We start from the raw sequence: 15759 nt of genomic DNA, 5'->3' as shown, positions 1-15759 counted from the left end.
GGAGGTGTTCAAACATGGCAAAACGTAAACAAGACCCGGCACGAGCAGGTTTAAGTTCACCTAATGTAGAAGGCCAAGGGACAACAAACCAAGAAACAGGTGCCTATGAAGCAGATAGTTCAAGAAAACGTAAGCGTGGAAAAAGCAACTAAGAAGCCGGCAAAAGCCGGTTTTTTTTATGGTTTATTTGGTATATATTTGTTAGTTAGATAAAAAAGCACCAATTATTATGAAACAGAACGAACTCCACACATATTGCTTCATTTTTCAACCTCTATGGATAAGTTAAAAAGATTAAATCTTGTTATTTAATAATTCTAGCAAATTTTGAAAATCATTTCCTCTATTTCTTATGTTAAAATAAGTATGACAAATTATGGCGGAGGGATTTCATGCAGCTTACATACTCAAATTTAGCAAATGCATTTCCAACAAGTATCTTTAGTGAATTAGCACAGTATAAAGCAAAGAAAGTGGAAGAGGGAGCGGATATGATTGACCTTAGTATCGGCAGTCCTGATTTACCACCGCCAAAGTGGATCCGTGATGAGTTGGCAAAGAATGTTCAAGATGAAGCGCAATATGGCTACACGTTAAGAGGATTGGCAGAATTTCATCAAGCTGCTGCTCATTACGTGATGGAGAAGTTTGGTGTCACAATTGATGCGGAGCGTGAGATTTTACAATTAATGGGTTCTCAAGATGGACTTGTCCATTTGCCGATGGTTCTTGCTCAAGCAAATGATGTCATTTTAGTTCCTGATCCTGGTTATACAGCTTATGAGGCTGGAGTGAAGATGGCTGGAGCACAAATGGTTGGAATGCCGCTTCAAAAAGAAAATCAATTTTTACCTGATTTAAATGCCATTCCAGAGGACATTGCAAAACGGGCAAAAATGATGATTCTTAATTTCCCAGGAAATCCAGTTCCAGCACTTGCAAATAGAGCCTTCTTTGAAGAAGTTGTCGCATTTGCAAAAAAACATAACATTGTTGTCGTTCATGACTTAGCGTACGCAGATCTTGTCTTTGACGGACTTAAGCCAATCAGTATTTTAGAAGTTTCTGGAGCGAAAGACGTATCAGTAGAGTTTCATTCATTATCGAAAAGCTTCAACATGGCAGGCTGTCGGATCGGGTACCTTGTCGGCAATGAACATATTATTTCAATGCTTGGAAAATTAAAATCAAATTTGGATTATGGGGTATTCGCGCCAATTCAAAAAGCTGCAACGCTCGCCTTGAAGGAGGGAGCACAATTTTTAGAAGAAAATCGTCTTCTTTATAAAGGACGTCGTGATGTATTGGTTGATGGACTTCACAGCATTGGGTGGATGGTAGAACGCCCAAATGCAACGATGTTTGTATGGGCTGAGGTTCCAACAGGCTATACATCGAAAGAATTTGCCTACACATTAATTGACAAATGCGGAGTAGTTACGACACCAGGCAATGCTTTTGGAAGCTACGGGGAAGGCTTTGTTCGCATTGCACTTGTTCAGTCGGAAGAACGTTTACAAGAAGCAGTAGAGCGTATCGGTAATAGTAGGTTATTTGATTAAGAACAGAGCTAACAATTTAATAAATCGTTCAAATGGGAAGGGGAAAGATGCGCATGAATGAACTTCAGCGTTTACAGCTTGTTGCTGAGGCTGTACTTGAATTTAAGACACAAATTAAAAATGATTTCGAGGTCGAGAAAGTGGGACGTCTCGTGCTTGATATCGTAAGAGGGATGCAAGATGAGCAGTTGACAGCGCTTGTTGAGGAAGCTTATCAACAGCTGCCTGATTATACAGCTGCAACACAATGTTTAAGTGAAGCACAAAGCTATATTGATCGTCGTCTAGATGGTTTAATGACTTCACAATGATAGTTTGAAAGAAAGGAAGGACATCATATGAAGAAAAAGCTCATCATGTTGGCAGTATTCATGCTTGTTTTTATACCGTCATTTCGGACAGAAGCAAAGGTGATCCCAAGCATGAAAATTTATGTGGATGGAGTATCTTTGGCATTTCCGACAGCACCTGAAATTTCGAAGGAAAACAGGACGTTTGTGCCGTTTCGGGCAATCGCAGAAAGCATGGGGGCCCGTGTCACATGGATTGGCGGCGAACGTAAAATTGTTGCGGTTGACGAAACGGGGAAGGTCGTTGAGTTGTATGTTGGAAAGAGTGAAGGATTCATTAATGGACAAGCCTTCAGTCTCGATCGTGCCCCTTACATTACAAAAGGTCATACGCTAATTCCACTGCGCTTTTTCAGTGAAGCCTTTCAAGCAAATGTTCGCTGGGACGGAGGTAATAATACGATCGAAATTGAGACAAATAGCACCAAAGAACTTTACACTATGTCTTATTATGGATTGACTGCATTTAATCACCGCCAATTCGTGCCTAAGTTCGACGGAATGGCATATATGTGGTCAAGTATTTCAAGTGATGGAAAACTGAATATTGAACGAAACGATGGCGAAATGTTAAATGAGTTTTTCTGGCCAGAAGACCATCCGCTTGCATCAGCAGATGAGATTATCCAATCAAGCAATGATAGTTACTTGATGGTTGCGGCACTGTCAATTGAGCGTGTAAAAGCGTTGCTTGGTAATGAAGGTAAACAAGAACAAGCAATTGAGAATATTGTTTCACTAACAGAGGAACATTCACTTGATGGTGTGTTACTAGATTTCGAAGGTTTTACACAAAAGGATGACGAGTGGCGTAATAAATATACAGCATTTGTAAAGGAATTGGATGATGAGCTTCATAATCAGAAGCTAGCAATTGCAGTGACTCCAGTGAATAACTACTATAACAACTATGATTATCGTGAACTTGCAAAAGCTGCTGATTCAATTGTCTTAATGGCATATGGCTATATTCCGACAGGTACACGGCATCCTGAGCCGCTTAACAAGGTTGAAGAAGGTGTTGTACAAACACTTGAAATGGTACCGAAAGAGAAAATGTTGCTCGGTATCAATCTTGTTCATGAATCTGACGATAGTATGAAAGATAAAATTGCACTTGCCAAGCGTTATCGTTTAAAAGGGGCGGCCTTTTGGTTATTGAATCAGCTCGATCTGAAACAAATGGAACAAATTGAGCATCTTTCCAAATAAACCGCCAGATTGTGCCAATGAAAGACGAATCATCTAAAAAAACTCGGCTGATTTCGCATTTCAGTCGGGTTTTCTGTTTGGCAAAAAAGAATACAACAATCCTAAAATTCTATGAAAGGGGAATAGTCATGGCAGATTCACTTGAATCCAATCGATATGAACAACAGGCTGAGAAAGAACATGTAAGTGAAGCGAAAAGCAAACGTAAAGTGATGTCGCTCGTAATCGGCTCTGTCCTGTTATGGGTGGGGCTTGTTGTTGGTGGTTATTTCCTAGCAGATCACTATATTCAACAAAGTCAGCACTACTTAGATAAACGAATTACAGCAGTGGAAGCAAACAATGAGAAGCAAGTAAAGCAAATGGAGAATGAATTAAATGCTGTACACAAAGAGATGTTGAATGTAAAAAGTGAGCTAGTGTTCATTCAAGAAGATTTACAATTAACAGGTGAAACATTAGATGGCACAGATAAGACGAAAACGGCGCTTCAGCAACGTATGCAAGATCTCGATAAGCAGCTTGAAGAGCTTCGCAAGTCAATTGCACGCCTAGAGGATGCATCCAGATGATAAAGTGGATAAATATTTTTTTGCTTTTTCTTCTTGCACCTGTTGTTGGTTTTTATTTTGCTTTTTTTCAAACAAATCCAGTCCATTCCTTTGATACGGAAGCGGCAGTACTGCCGATGGAAAAGATGGAATCGACAACGAAAAATATTGAAAAAGAGTTATCAACCTCCCAAACAACTGCAGTAGATACGAAAAATGAAGTAAAGAGTATTTTAAAAAAACTGAATAAGGAAAAAGAAGCACTAGAAGCACAACAAAAAAAATTAAATGAGCTTGTTGCACAAAGCAAGGAACAAACAAACAAGTCAGATATCGTGTTAGAACAAATATTATCTAACTTACTTGGTGAACCAATCGGCGTCACAAAAGGTAATAACTCAACAACGAAAGTTTATTCACTCATTGAGGCAGGGTATCGCGGTTATATGGCGAAGGTAAGCATACATGACCAAGATGCTCTGAAAGTTGTTCTTGCCGATGATAAGGTTGTCAGCAATGGTGAAACGACAAGTCATGCTGCTCAAAGACATAGTGCAGTATTAGGAGTCAATGCAGGAGGCTTCTGGAAAACAAATGGACAGCTTGCACCGTTGGGCATCACTGTGGTCGATGGGAAGATTAAGACATTTTATAACCACCCAAGTCTTTCATTTGTTGGGTTTAATACTCAAGGTCATCTTGTAGGCGGAAAAATTACGAAACCAAATCAAGTGAAAGAACGTAATATACTACAAGGGGCTAGCTTTGTGCCGACACTTCTTCAGGATGGAAAGAAGATGCCGATTCCAAGAAAATGGGCACAAACACGCCATCCGCGTACAATCGTCGGGAACTTTTCCAATGGCGAATTGCTATTTATCGTTATTGATGGCCGTCGAAAAGGCTGGAGTAGTGGGGTAACGTTAGAAGAATTACAGGACAAGCTGTTAAGTTTTAAAATTAAAGATGCTTTTAACCTTGATGGAGGCGGTTCCAGTGCGTTCTACTATAACGGAAAAATCCTGAACAAGCCCTCAGATGGGAGACAGCGCCCTGTGACATCGAATATCATCATTTTGAAATAATAATATTTGAACATAAGAGAAAGTGAGGTTAACAAGATGCCGCTTTGGCTTAGGAAAACGCTTGTCGTATTAATTACGATTACGACATTCGGCTTAGTAACACCACCGGCCCATTTATATGTGGATGCAGAAACCACACAAAAGAAAAATACAAATGTTGTGGGCAGTAATCATTCACAGCAAACCAGGATACCAGCTGAATCAATCGTAATAAGAGAAGATGAAGAAGAGGAAGATGAAGAAGAACAAGAAGAATTAGATAATCAGAACGACAACAAATATTCGAAGTCAAAGTCATGGCATGAAATCGCGGCCACTGTTTCGGCCGATGATTTAAAGCCTTTCTTTACTGAATATGCTGTTGAACATGCAGGAAAGCAAGCAAAAGAAAAGTTCGGTCCTTCAATTGAAGGAGAAATCGGTGATGAGTTTTCAACGAAAATTTTACCGAAAATTGAAGAAGTAATTGCTCGTTATGCTGATGAGTGGGGAGAAGACCAGCTTCGTCGTCTTGCCCTATCTGAGCGACCTGCAGGAGGTATGGGGGAGAAAATTTTTCACTTATATGACCGTAAGACAGGAGAAGACTTAGTTCGCTTTCATGTCCGTCGTGATAACCCACCAAAAGAGGGATATTGGTTCAACTTTCATTACCATGAAGCAAAAGATAAATTCACTGAACACCATGAACTCGGAAAAATTTATTGGGATAAAAATACTCCTCCCCATTGGATGAGTTAACGAAAAAGCTGCTCTATTTATGGAGTGGCTTTTTCTATTAGAAGTAGCAAAAGTGTTCTACTATTAGCACTATGAAATAAAGGGAAATGTAGAACTTTGTCGATAGTTAAAATATTCTAAAATCATTGTACTAGTACAATTTCATGTTATGATCATGATATATCCAAACAGGGGGGATGATAGCATGACGCTTGAACATGTGATTCACAGTTATATGAAGGAGAAGGACGAGAAACCGGCCACTGCTAATGAACTATTGGATTATATTCGTCGTGCTTACATTCATGGAGAACTTTCAATTGCGGATTATCGTGAGCTTGTTCGTGAACTTGAAGAACGAGGCGCCGCAATGCCTTTATAGAAGGCTCAAAAAGCACCTATCACTACAGAACAGGTAGTGATAGGTGCTTTTGTGGTCTTACTTATGCTTTTCTTATTTCTACTAGTAGATCTTTTGACATTTTCAGCACACGCGGGTAAAGTATGTGTAAAGAGGTGGTACGTGATGAATGAGAAGGAGTTACATATTGAGTTGCAACCGAGCAAAAGTCCAGTAAATCCGCCATCAGAGGATGAGAAAAAACAACTTCTCAATCGTTTGAAGCGTATTGAAGGACAAGTAAGGGGGATTCAAAAAATGGTCGAAGATGACCGTTACTGTGTAGATGTACTAGTACAGATCTCTGCTATCAATGCAGCTCTTAAAAAAGTAGGATTTAATTTGCTCGAAAGACATACACATCATTGTGTAGCAGATGCAGTGGCATCAGGAAAAGGGACAGAAGCAATTGATGAACTGATGAAAGTAGTGAAACAGTTCTCGAAATAAATTAGCCGAAGACGTCTTATGAGAAGGCGTCTTTTTTTCGTCTTTTAATGTGCTGATCTAGGTAGAAAGCGCCTTAATATGAAGCTGTTTTTCTTCTAAGTAGGTTTTTAAAAAAGGTATTTTGGGAAATAACTTATATAAGAATAATAAGTCTTTTGTCATTGAGGGAGAGGGGGGAGTGTGCGTAAGGGAGTGATTTCATTTGAAAAATTGGTTGATCTTGCTGATCCTGCTTTCCATTATTGTTCCATTCTATAGTACTGCTCAAGTACAAGTGCCTGGCGTTAGTCTTAAAGAAGCCATGGTGCAAAACGAGTTAACGATAGATATTGAAAGCAAGCAGAAGAAGGAGATGCTGTCTGAGATTATTATTCTTCCAAAGCGTAAGTATGACAAAGAAAGCGCAGAGGATATGATCTTACGAATTGGTAGCATTCATCCGAATATACTTAAGGAAATCTCTGCAAGCGGTGTGAAGCTGAAATTGTTTAATGGGAAATTAACTGATGAACCGATGTTTACTCATCTAAGGGGCAAAACACCTAAGGGCTGGTCCAATGATGCAACATGGGAGCAATCTCCAGGTGCTGGAGGTGGATATGTTGCTGCGGCAAAAATCGGCAATAGTGCATACGGTGATGGCCACGGTTCGATTAACCTTGAACTACATGAACTTGCACACTCTTATGCTCAAAAAGTATATGGTGACACAAGGTTAAAGGCAGACTTTTCTTCGATATGGAAAGAGGAAGCACCAAAGCTTTTCTCAGAACGTGCTTACTTTCTTAATTACATGGAAGAGTACTTTGCAGAGACTTTTGCGATGTATTATTATTCTGGAGCTTCTAATCTAGAGCTTAAAAAGAATGCTCCAAAAACGTATCAATTTTTTAAAAAGATGGAGAAGCGGCCTTATAAATGGTTTGCTTCAATTTCTCCTAAATTATAAGCAAGTGAAAGCCCGACTAGATTTGCTCATCTTTAGCCGGGCTTTCGTGTGTGGAGTTTTTCTATGATGAAATTAGATGAGCAAACAACATTAAGATGCTTCTTGTTCCTTAAGACTTGTATGGCTTTTAGTGCGACGTTTTCCTTCTGGAATGACATTAAATAGAATATTTAAGGAAATTGCCGTTAAACTGCCTGCTACAATCCCGTTTTCTGTTAAGATTCGAATGCTTGCTGGAAATTGTTCAAATAGCTCGGGAACTACTGTCACACCCATGCCAAGACCGACAGAGCAGGCGATGATAAGCAGGTTACCTTGCTGATTAAAATCAACATTTGAAAGCATTTTGATTCCATAAGCAACAACCATTCCGAACATCGCAATCATTGCTCCGCCAAGGACTGGAGCTGGAATGATTGTTGTTATCGCTGCTATTTTTGGTACAAAGCCAAGTACAATTAAAATGCTTCCAGCTGTTACGATAACTTTACGGCTTTTTACGCCTGAAAGCTGAACAAGCCCGACATTTTGTGAGTAAGTCGTATAAGGAAAAGCATTAAAGATACCGCCCAGTACGATGCCTAGTCCTTCTGCACGATAACCATTTACTAAATCTTTTTCTTTTAAATCACGGTCACAAATATTTCCTAGTGCCAAATAGACACCAGTAGATTCAATTAAACTGACAATTGCAACAAGCGTCATTGTTAAGATGGCTGATGGTTCAAATGTCGGCATACCGAAGTAAAACGGTTCTACAACATGAAACCATGAGGCGTTACCAACTTCAGAGAAATCGACCATTCCCATAAAGGATGCTACAACTGTCCCGGCTATCATACCAATAAGGATAGAGATTGCACGGATAAAACCACGGAAGAATTTATTTAAGATTAAGATAAATGCAAGAACACCGAAAGCAAGTGCAACGTTTTGAGGGTCTCCAAACGTCGGGCTTCCTTGACCACCAGCCATATTATTCATCGCCGCAGGAATTAATGTAATACCGATAATTGTAACGACAGTACCAGTTACAACTGGTGGGAAAAACTTTAATAATTTACCGAAATATTTGGCAATTAAGACAACAAAGAGGCCTGAAGCAAGAATCGCCCCGTAGATTGCAGAAATACCGTATTGTCCGCCGATTGCAATCATTGGACCAACTGCTGTAAATGTACAGCCGAGCATAACTGGAAGACCGATACCAAAGAAACGGTTTCGCACAACTTGAAGCAAAGTTGCTGCCCCGCATGCAAGTAAATCAATTGAGACAAGGTATGTAAGCTGTTCAAATGACAGTCCTAATGCGCCGCCAACAATTAGCGGTACTATCACAGCTCCAGCGTACATCGCAAGTACATGCTGTAAGCCTAGTGAGAAAGTTTTCATCGGATTCATCATAATCCTCCTTAGTTAGGTTGCGTAACAGGTTCATTTAAAAATGTTACACGGCTATTTTCCAATGAATGAATGCGTGCAAGTGATTCAATACGATAGCCTTTTTGTGCAATTTTTTGTGCGCCATTTTGAAAGGCTTTTTCAATCACAATGCCAATGCCGGCTACTTCTGCACCTGCTTGCTCGACAAGCTCAATTAAGCCAAGAGCAGCTTGTCCGTTTGCAAGAAAGTCATCAATAATAAGAACAGTATCATTCTGATTGATAAACTTTTTCGAAATGGTAATGTCATTCGTTTCTTGTTTCGTAAATGAATAAACACTTGCTGTTAAAATGTCTTCCTTTAAAGTTAATGATTTCTTCTTGCGTGCGAAAATGAGGGGGACATCCAACGCTAAAGCGGTCATGAGAGCTGGGCCAATTCCACTTGATTCGAGTGTTACAACTTTTGTAACCTTTTCCTCTTGGAAACGTTTTGCAAATTCATTTCCGATTTCTTGCATTAACTTTGGGTCCATCTGATGATTCAGAAAGGAGTCAACCTTCAGCACTTCTTCACTTAAGACGATTCCTTCGTTTTGAATTTTCTGCTTCAACAATTCCATCCGTAACGCTCCTTTATTGAACATAAATAAAAAAAAGCCCAAAACAAATGTCTTGACTACAAGCAAGACACTGTTTTGAGCCCAACGGTTAAAAAAACGGTTCGGTTCGTTTGCTATTACGGGGGAAAGATCGTGTAATAAGCAAACATGGTTCAGTGCTTGCTCGTAGTCGAATAATTTACGGTTATTCGGTAGAAACTTGTGGGCCATATTCCCACTATTATACGAGCTATTGAAACTATTAAAATTAGAATTTAATTGTAAGTATAACGTATAATTTGTCGATTGAAAAGAGAAATTGGGTAAAATACGAAAGAAAAGAAATTTCTGAATATTAATGTTCGGAAAACCTCTAAAAACGTCAGGTTTCCGTGTAATTAATTGAGATTAGCACAGTTTTTTAGCGTTTTCTGCAGCATGGATGATACAGCGGTTTCGACCGGAACGTTTCGCACTATATAATGAGCTGTCTGCTTTTTCAAGTACCGCAGCTGGAGAGGTAGCATCAATTGGAAATTCAGAAATACCTGCTGAAACAGTAATCGGCTTTCCGCAAGGGCTAACTGTGTTTTCTAAATTTTTTCGCAAACGCTCTGCGATAATAAACGCTTCATGTGAGGAGGTTTCTGGCAAGAAAAGCATAAATTCTTCTCCACCCATTCGGCAGCAAATATCATGTTTACCTGCATATTTTTGTAAATGATTAGCTAGAAAAACGAGCACTTCATCCCCTTTAGCATGTCCATACGTGTCATTTATGCGCTTGAAATTATCAATATCCAGTGCAATAACTGAAAAAGGTGTCTGTTCTTCTTCCCATTTTGACAGCATGGTGTTCATCGTACGGCGATTCATAAGCTTTGTCAGCGGATCTGTTTGTGATTCGATCTTCATGTGTGTCATTTGCTTATGAATAAGTCCTAAACCTCGAAGAAGAGCATCTTTAAGATGAATCGCTTCATAATACCATGATGAAATTTTACGGATATTTTCAGGTGTATCACTTTCATGCATTAAATCAGCTTGAATCGAAAGCTCAAATAATGGTTTTGAAATTCGTTTTGAGAGCCACCAGCTTATGATTAATGAAATAATGAAAAATGGCAGAGCTTTAACAATCATTTTGGTGATGAGGTCCTTAGCAGGAGCTAATGCCATTTCAGTTGGTCGTTGTGCTACAAACCCCCATTGCGCGGTTGGAATATAAGCATAGCCAGCCAGCATATCTTTTCCTTTTGTATTAATAACACGCTGTGCCCCGCTGTTTCCTTGCATTACCTGCTGTACGACCGCATTCTTTGTGACGACATCATTCACGCGTTCTGGCTGTTGGTGATAGATGATTCGTCCATTTCGGTCGACGACATAAATATAAGAACCATCTTTATAAAAATGCTTACCTAGCAATCGATCTAACGTATTTGTCTCTCTCAAATGAATCGTTCCGCCAACCATGCCAGAAAATTGGCCGCTTTTATCATATATAGGATAGGAAAGAAAAATATTAAGCCCCGTTACTCCTTCATAAGGCTTTGAAATAAACGGCTCTCTTAATTTAAGAGCTTGATTTCCGCCAATTGATGTTATGTAATCGCCTATTAACCCTTCCATATGTGGGGAGGTCGCTTGTATTAACCCGAATTTATCAGTTATGAAGACAGAATTGAAGGTGTTCGTTTGATGTTTAAGTCGGTCTGCTTCTTTTAACAACTGCTCACTATTATTTTGATAGGATGGGATTTGCTGAGCACTGTATCGCAATGTTTGCATCGATGTTTGTAAGAAGTCTTCGACAATTGCCGCAACCCTTTGTGCGTATACACGGTTTGTTTCAAGTGTATTAGCTTTTAATGTTTCCTCATTTACACGGTAGCCTGTGATAAAGCTGTTAATTAACGTGAATAAAATCGAGCAAAAAGCCAATAGCATAATTAATTTTCTTAGATTCAATTTTTGTAACATCCTAAACGACACCTTTCTTTCAACGATAACATTCATAGTATACATTAAATGATAATAAGTTCAATAAAATGGAAGGTAAAAACGAAATTAAGCAAATGAACTAGAACATTGTATAACAATGAGACCTTTACATAACCTAAACTTATTATAAATGATTTCGTGGAGGAATTTGTATGAAGATTGCAATAATGGGTGCAGGGGTTTCAGGACTTACGTGTGCGTTAATGTTAGAAAAGCACGGAATAGAAGCGGATATTTTTGAAAAGCGAGGCGAAGTGGGCGATCGGTTTAATTATATTGAGGCGATGTATTCGATGCTTCACTATCCATTTGATGATGCAATTCGCCTGTTTTCTGAACAGTATGATATTCATATAAAACCTTCAAGTAATATTCAAAAGACATATGTCTATTCAGAAAATGAATCCGCATGTATTGATGGTCATCTCGGGTTTTTAACGATGCGAGGGAAGCATGTTAATTCTGTCGAAAAGCAGCTGGAGCAACAGTTAAAAGGAAAAGTGCAATTCCATGCTGATGTTACGTATGATGAGCTTTCAAAAGAATATACGCATATTGTATTAGCAGCTGGAGACGCGCGATATACAAGTCATTTGCAGCAATATGATACAGCGTTTTCTTCCACATTTCTCGGTGCAACGGTAAAAGGGCAATTTGACAAGACAGAGGTTGCAACATGGTTCGATAATCGGATTGCTCCGAAAGGGATGGGCTATTTACTTCCACATAATGACCTGGAGGCTACTTTAGTAACTGTCTATCCTCTATATCCTGAAAATGAAGGGATCGATAAACAAGAATTATGGCACCAATTTAAGAAGAAGGCAGAGCACGATCTCGGTCAACATTTAGAAATAATTGACCCGTTTGTTGTAACCGATTATATTGTCGGGAAATCCAGGTATCCTCGTATTGGTAATACGTTTTTTATCGGAGACTGCTTTGGAGCTGTGACACCGTTTCTTGGTTTTGGTCAATTTTCAGCCATGCTAACAGGTGTCTATGCGGCACTTGACCTGGCAGGGAAAGACAACTATGAGCGTTTAGCACAGCCACTTTATCAAAACTATCATGATTCGCTTACATTAAGGCGTGCTATTGAGAAATTAGATAACCAAGGATTAGATCTCGTCACAAAATCACTTCATCTACAAGTTGTCGAAAGAGCATTAACAGGCCGCAATTTTAACCCGCTAAAATTATTAAGCAGAACGTTAAGACCTTTTGCGAGAGTAACGTAAAAGAATAAATGACGCTCCTTCTCAATGAAAGAGCGTCATTTTAATTTAAGTTTCCGGGTTTATACATGTAAGGACTCTTTGGTAGATGGTGACGGTCGGTGTCGATATCTAAAAAGCCGTGTTGGTTATAAGAAGCAAGGGTGATATCTGAAATTTGTTGCATGTTTAACCCAAAGTTTTGGAGTTGTGTTTGAAGCCAATCATGATTTTTGTTCAAGTATTTCATGTTATGCTCAAGAATTTCTCCATTCATAATTAGCGGTATTGGGATAAAGGTTGGAGCTGGCTGTAAGTTGAGATCGCTTGGTTGAAGTGACCTAGCATGGGCTTTTGGAATGACGCTTACTTTTCCCATGTCTTCCATCACAGCTAATTCGATATCTCTAATATTTGTGTAACCTTTTTCACGCAACGTACCGATTAGTTCTTCAGTATTGACCCTCACTTTTCGTAATGCTGCCTCATCAATATCCCCATCTCGAACGAGAACAATAGGGCTCGGTACAAGCAACCAGCGGAGTTTATTATTTAATGTTAAAAGAGCGAAACAAATATAAAAAATTGAAAATGCGAGTCCGTAATAAAGGCCAGTCCATGTTTTATTTACATAAAGTGCTTGGGTTAGGTTATTTCCGATCAGCAATAAAAACATTAAATCAAAACTGTTCATTTCTGAGACAGCTTTCTTGCCTGCAATTCGTAAAATGATATACCCGCCAATGAAAATGAGCAACGGGGAAAGAAAATAGTCGTAGATCATCTGCAATATCATTCACCTCATCATCAACATCACCATAATAATGCCTTCTTATTCCTTAAGGTGTCTTAACGTTTAATATTTGTTGATAAAAGGAAGAGTACCTTCGCAAACCTATTTCGGAGGTGCTTATAATGAAAAGCTATCAACATTATATTAATGGTGAATTTATAAATGGAGAATCCAATGAAACAATCGACGTATTAAATCCAGCAACAGAAGAGGTGATCTCAAGCGTTCCCAGTGGCACCCAAGCAGATGCGAAGCATGCAATTGATGTTGCATATAAAGCTCAAAAAGAATGGAAAAAGGTTCCGGCAATTGAACGATCCTCATACTTAACGAAAATTGCTGATGTGCTGGAAAACAAAAAGCAAATGTTTATTGAATTACTTACAGAAGAAAACGGCAAAACATGGGACGCTTCCACGGCAGAAATTGAGCTGGCGATTGATTATTACCGTTATATGGCAGGCTGGGCAAGACGTTATGAAGGAGAAATTCTACAAAGTGATCGTGCCAATGAAAACATTTTAATTTTTAAGCAGCCAATTGGGGTTGTCTCAGGAATTGTGCCTTGGAACTTTCCAATGTTCATTCTTGCTAGAAAGCTTGCGCCAGCGATTGTGACAGGCTGCACTGTTGTGATAAAACCGAGCCAATATACATCAAATACAGCATGCGAATTTGCAAAAATCATTCACGAGATTGATTTGCCAAAAGGTGTTTTTAACCTTGTAACAGGAAAGGGCTCAACACTTGGCAGTGAGTTATCAGGTAATGAGAAAGTTGGAATGGTATCGATGACAGGCAGCTATCCAGCTGGTTCAAAAGTGATGGAAGCCGCAGCCCGTTCTATTACAAAAGTAAACTTAGAGCTAGGCGGTAAGGCACCAGCGCTTGTCACAAAACATGCGAATATCGACCTTGCTGTAGAGAAAATTCTTCAATCTCGCCTCACTAACAATGGACAAGCATGTACAAATGCTGAGCGTGTCTACGTTCATACTAGTGTTGCTGATGAATTTATAGAGAAAATAACAGATAAAATGAAGCAAGCAACCGTTGGAAATCCGTTAGAAAACAAAGCTTGCGACATCGGTCCATTAGCAAACAAAGACCAGTTAGAATCAGTAGAGAAAATGGTTAAAACAGCTGTTGATAACGGTGCAAAAGTATTAACAGGTGGTAAGCGTGCACCACAGGAAAAAGGCTATTATTTTGAACCAACCGTGCTTGTTGATGTGAAGCAAGAGATGGACATTATTCAACAAGAAATTTTCGGTCCCGTTCTTCCGATTGTGACGTATGACGATTTCGATGATGCAATTATTTATGCCAATGACACAGAATACGGCTTATCATCATCGATTTACAGTGAAAATATTCATGAAATTATGCGAGCAGCTAATGAACTCACTTATGGAGAAACATTTGTGAATCGCGAAAATTTCGAAGCGGTTCAAGGTTTTCATGCCGGAAGAGCTCAATCAGGCATTGGTGGAGCAGACGGGAAACATGGTTTAAACGAGTATTTAGAAACACACGCTGTTTATATGGAATATGACCAAGGTTATAAATAACTAAAAAAAGTAGCAGCCTATGAATGAGGGCTGCTACTTTTTTTAGTTATGGACTTCACCTTTGGTGGAGAAAAGGAATGCTAAGCCAACTGGGGGTTATTGCTGGCAAAGCAATGTAGCTAGGTTAATAGTCAACGTGGGAATCTGCACTCTTTATATCTTCTGTTTCTATCTCTATCTCTACTTGAATATCTCTGTGACCTTTCTTTTCGGTGCTATTTCAAAAACGAAACTAATCTTTATAGCATATAAGAACAGGCTTTCGTAACTCAGGGTCTTTATCAATTCTAATAAGGCTTATCGCTTCCATGTTTCAATCATCGTTTGCGTAATAATCTTTCTCTCATCAACGACATCAAGTAATTCATCATGTGGAAGTGTATCAGGGAATTCACCATAAAAGAGAGAAAGGTGAACGCCTTCTGATTTTGCGATTTCTAGTGAGGGAAGAAAATCACTATCACCTGTTAAGAGAACCGCATGAGTAATCAAATGTTTTGTACTATGTAACACAAGATCAGTCGCAAGGAACACATCGACGCGCTTTTGTTCAAAAATCGGTCTGCCTTGATGATCTTCACCTCGAAATGCAAGCTTGCCTTCACGCACGCTAAAGCTATTTAAACGATTAAGTGTCCGGAAAAACTTTTGAGCCCCGTTATATTGTTTCCTTTCCTCATCAGTAGGGTTTGGCGGTTGAAATGGAAGACAATGATAGTAATAGCAGCGAAGTAGTTCATCTTTTCCGCACATACTTTTTGCGAGCTTTTCGTAATCAATTTTTGCTTTACCGTAGTTCAATAACACATTATCTAAGTAACCGCCATCAATAAATACTGCCGTTCGCTGCATCACATTCTCATCCCCCGATAATGGTGTGCGGCTGATTGTCGCCTTGCACCAAACTGAT

The 15759-nt window shown here is 39.2% G+C and carries 17 protein-coding genes and 1 riboswitch; of the genes, 12 read left to right on the top strand and 5 right to left on the bottom strand.

The annotated features are described in order from the left end of the window. Positions 1 to 14: 14 nt before the first annotated feature. The 10 genes from LC040_08835 to LC040_08790 all read left to right on the top strand — a co-directional run bounded on the left by LC040_08835 (position 15) and on the right by LC040_08790 (position 7279). Positions 15 to 152: a YuzL family protein gene (locus LC040_08835; protein ID WLR52971.1), complete on the top strand. Its 138-nt coding sequence runs from the start codon at positions 15 to 17 to the stop codon at positions 150 to 152. 240 nt (positions 153 to 392) lie between these two features. After that, entirely contained in the window at positions 393 to 1562 is a 1170-nt protein-coding gene (locus LC040_08830; GenBank protein WLR52970.1) for an LL-diaminopimelate aminotransferase, read from the top strand. Positions 1563 to 1615: 53 nt separating this feature from the next. Beyond that, positions 1616 to 1873 (top strand): hypothetical protein, encoded by a 258-nt coding sequence (locus LC040_08825; protein WLR52969.1) that lies wholly within the window; start codon positions 1616 to 1618, stop codon positions 1871 to 1873. Between the two features lie 27 nt (positions 1874 to 1900). Continuing rightward, a complete protein-coding gene (locus tag LC040_08820; protein ID WLR52968.1) occupies positions 1901 to 3124 on the top strand; it encodes a stalk domain-containing protein in 1224 nt (407 codons plus the stop codon). 128 nt (positions 3125 to 3252) lie between these two features. Next, on the top strand, positions 3253 to 3696 hold the full coding sequence (locus tag LC040_08815) for a hypothetical protein (GenBank protein ID WLR52967.1): 444 nt from the start codon (positions 3253 to 3255) through the stop codon (positions 3694 to 3696). Continuing rightward, a complete protein-coding gene (locus LC040_08810; GenBank protein ID WLR52966.1) occupies positions 3693 to 4760 on the top strand; it encodes a phosphodiester glycosidase family protein in 1068 nt (355 codons plus the stop codon). The genes LC040_08815 and LC040_08810 overlap by 4 nt, the downstream gene beginning before the upstream one ends. A gap of 120 nt (positions 4761 to 4880) precedes the next feature. Then, positions 4881 to 5501 (top strand): YpjP family protein, encoded by a 621-nt coding sequence (locus LC040_08805; GenBank protein WLR53239.1) that lies wholly within the window; start codon positions 4881 to 4883, stop codon positions 5499 to 5501. Positions 5502 to 5685: 184 nt separating this feature from the next. Continuing rightward, complete coding sequence (gene yppF, locus LC040_08800) at positions 5686 to 5862, top strand: YppF family protein (protein ID WLR52965.1); 177 nt, start codon at positions 5686 to 5688, stop codon at positions 5860 to 5862. Positions 5863 to 6006: 144 nt separating this feature from the next. Further along, on the top strand, positions 6007 to 6330 hold the full coding sequence (locus tag LC040_08795) for a metal-sensing transcriptional repressor (protein ID WLR52964.1): 324 nt from the start codon (positions 6007 to 6009) through the stop codon (positions 6328 to 6330). A gap of 202 nt (positions 6331 to 6532) precedes the next feature. After that, positions 6533 to 7279, top strand: a complete 747-nt coding sequence (locus LC040_08790) for a hypothetical protein (protein WLR52963.1) — start codon at positions 6533 to 6535, stop codon at positions 7277 to 7279. Between the two features lie 90 nt (positions 7280 to 7369). Here LC040_08790 and LC040_08785 read toward each other — a convergent pair whose 3' ends face one another. The 3 genes from LC040_08785 to LC040_08775 all read right to left on the bottom strand — a co-directional run bounded on the left by LC040_08785 (position 7370) and on the right by LC040_08775 (position 11247). Beyond that, complete coding sequence (locus LC040_08785; GenBank protein WLR53238.1) at positions 7370 to 8680, bottom strand: nucleobase:cation symporter-2 family protein; 1311 nt, start codon at positions 8678 to 8680, stop codon at positions 7370 to 7372. Between the two features lie 11 nt (positions 8681 to 8691). Next, on the bottom strand, positions 8692 to 9285 hold the full coding sequence (locus LC040_08780; GenBank protein WLR52962.1) for a xanthine phosphoribosyltransferase: 594 nt from the start codon (positions 9283 to 9285) through the stop codon (positions 8692 to 8694). Positions 9286 to 9431: 146 nt separating this feature from the next. Further along, a riboswitch (purine riboswitch) is annotated at positions 9432 to 9533 on the bottom strand. 139 nt (positions 9534 to 9672) lie between these two features. After that, positions 9673 to 11247 carry a diguanylate cyclase gene (locus LC040_08775; protein ID WLR52961.1) on the bottom strand — a complete coding sequence of 525 codons (1575 nt, stop codon included), beginning with the start codon at positions 11245 to 11247 and terminating at the stop codon, positions 9673 to 9675. A gap of 173 nt (positions 11248 to 11420) precedes the next feature. Here LC040_08775 and LC040_08770 point away from each other — a divergent pair, with 173 nt between their 5' ends. After that, complete coding sequence (locus LC040_08770; GenBank protein WLR52960.1) at positions 11421 to 12509, top strand: NAD(P)-binding protein; 1089 nt, start codon at positions 11421 to 11423, stop codon at positions 12507 to 12509. A gap of 40 nt (positions 12510 to 12549) precedes the next feature. Here LC040_08770 and LC040_08765 read toward each other — a convergent pair whose 3' ends face one another. Beyond that, positions 12550 to 13269: a DUF421 domain-containing protein gene (locus tag LC040_08765; GenBank protein WLR53237.1), complete on the bottom strand. Its 720-nt coding sequence runs from the start codon at positions 13267 to 13269 to the stop codon at positions 12550 to 12552. A gap of 131 nt (positions 13270 to 13400) precedes the next feature. Here LC040_08765 and aldA point away from each other — a divergent pair, with 131 nt between their 5' ends. Next, positions 13401 to 14849, top strand: a complete 1449-nt coding sequence (gene aldA / locus LC040_08760; protein ID WLR52959.1) for an aldehyde dehydrogenase — start codon at positions 13401 to 13403, stop codon at positions 14847 to 14849. Between the two features lie 297 nt (positions 14850 to 15146). On the opposite strand, the gene LC040_08755 is transcribed toward aldA, so the two are convergent. Beyond that, complete coding sequence (locus tag LC040_08755) at positions 15147 to 15701, bottom strand: NYN domain-containing protein (GenBank protein WLR52958.1); 555 nt, start codon at positions 15699 to 15701, stop codon at positions 15147 to 15149. Between the last annotated feature and the right edge of the window lie 58 nt (positions 15702 to 15759).

Origin of the sequence: Bacillus tianshenii, assembly GCA_020524525.2 — a bacterium.
Classification (GTDB): Bacteria; Bacillota; Bacilli; order Bacillales; family Bacillaceae_N; genus Bacillus_AV.
Note: the sequence above shows the minus strand (reverse complement) of the source record. Positions and strands in the feature narration are given on the sequence as shown.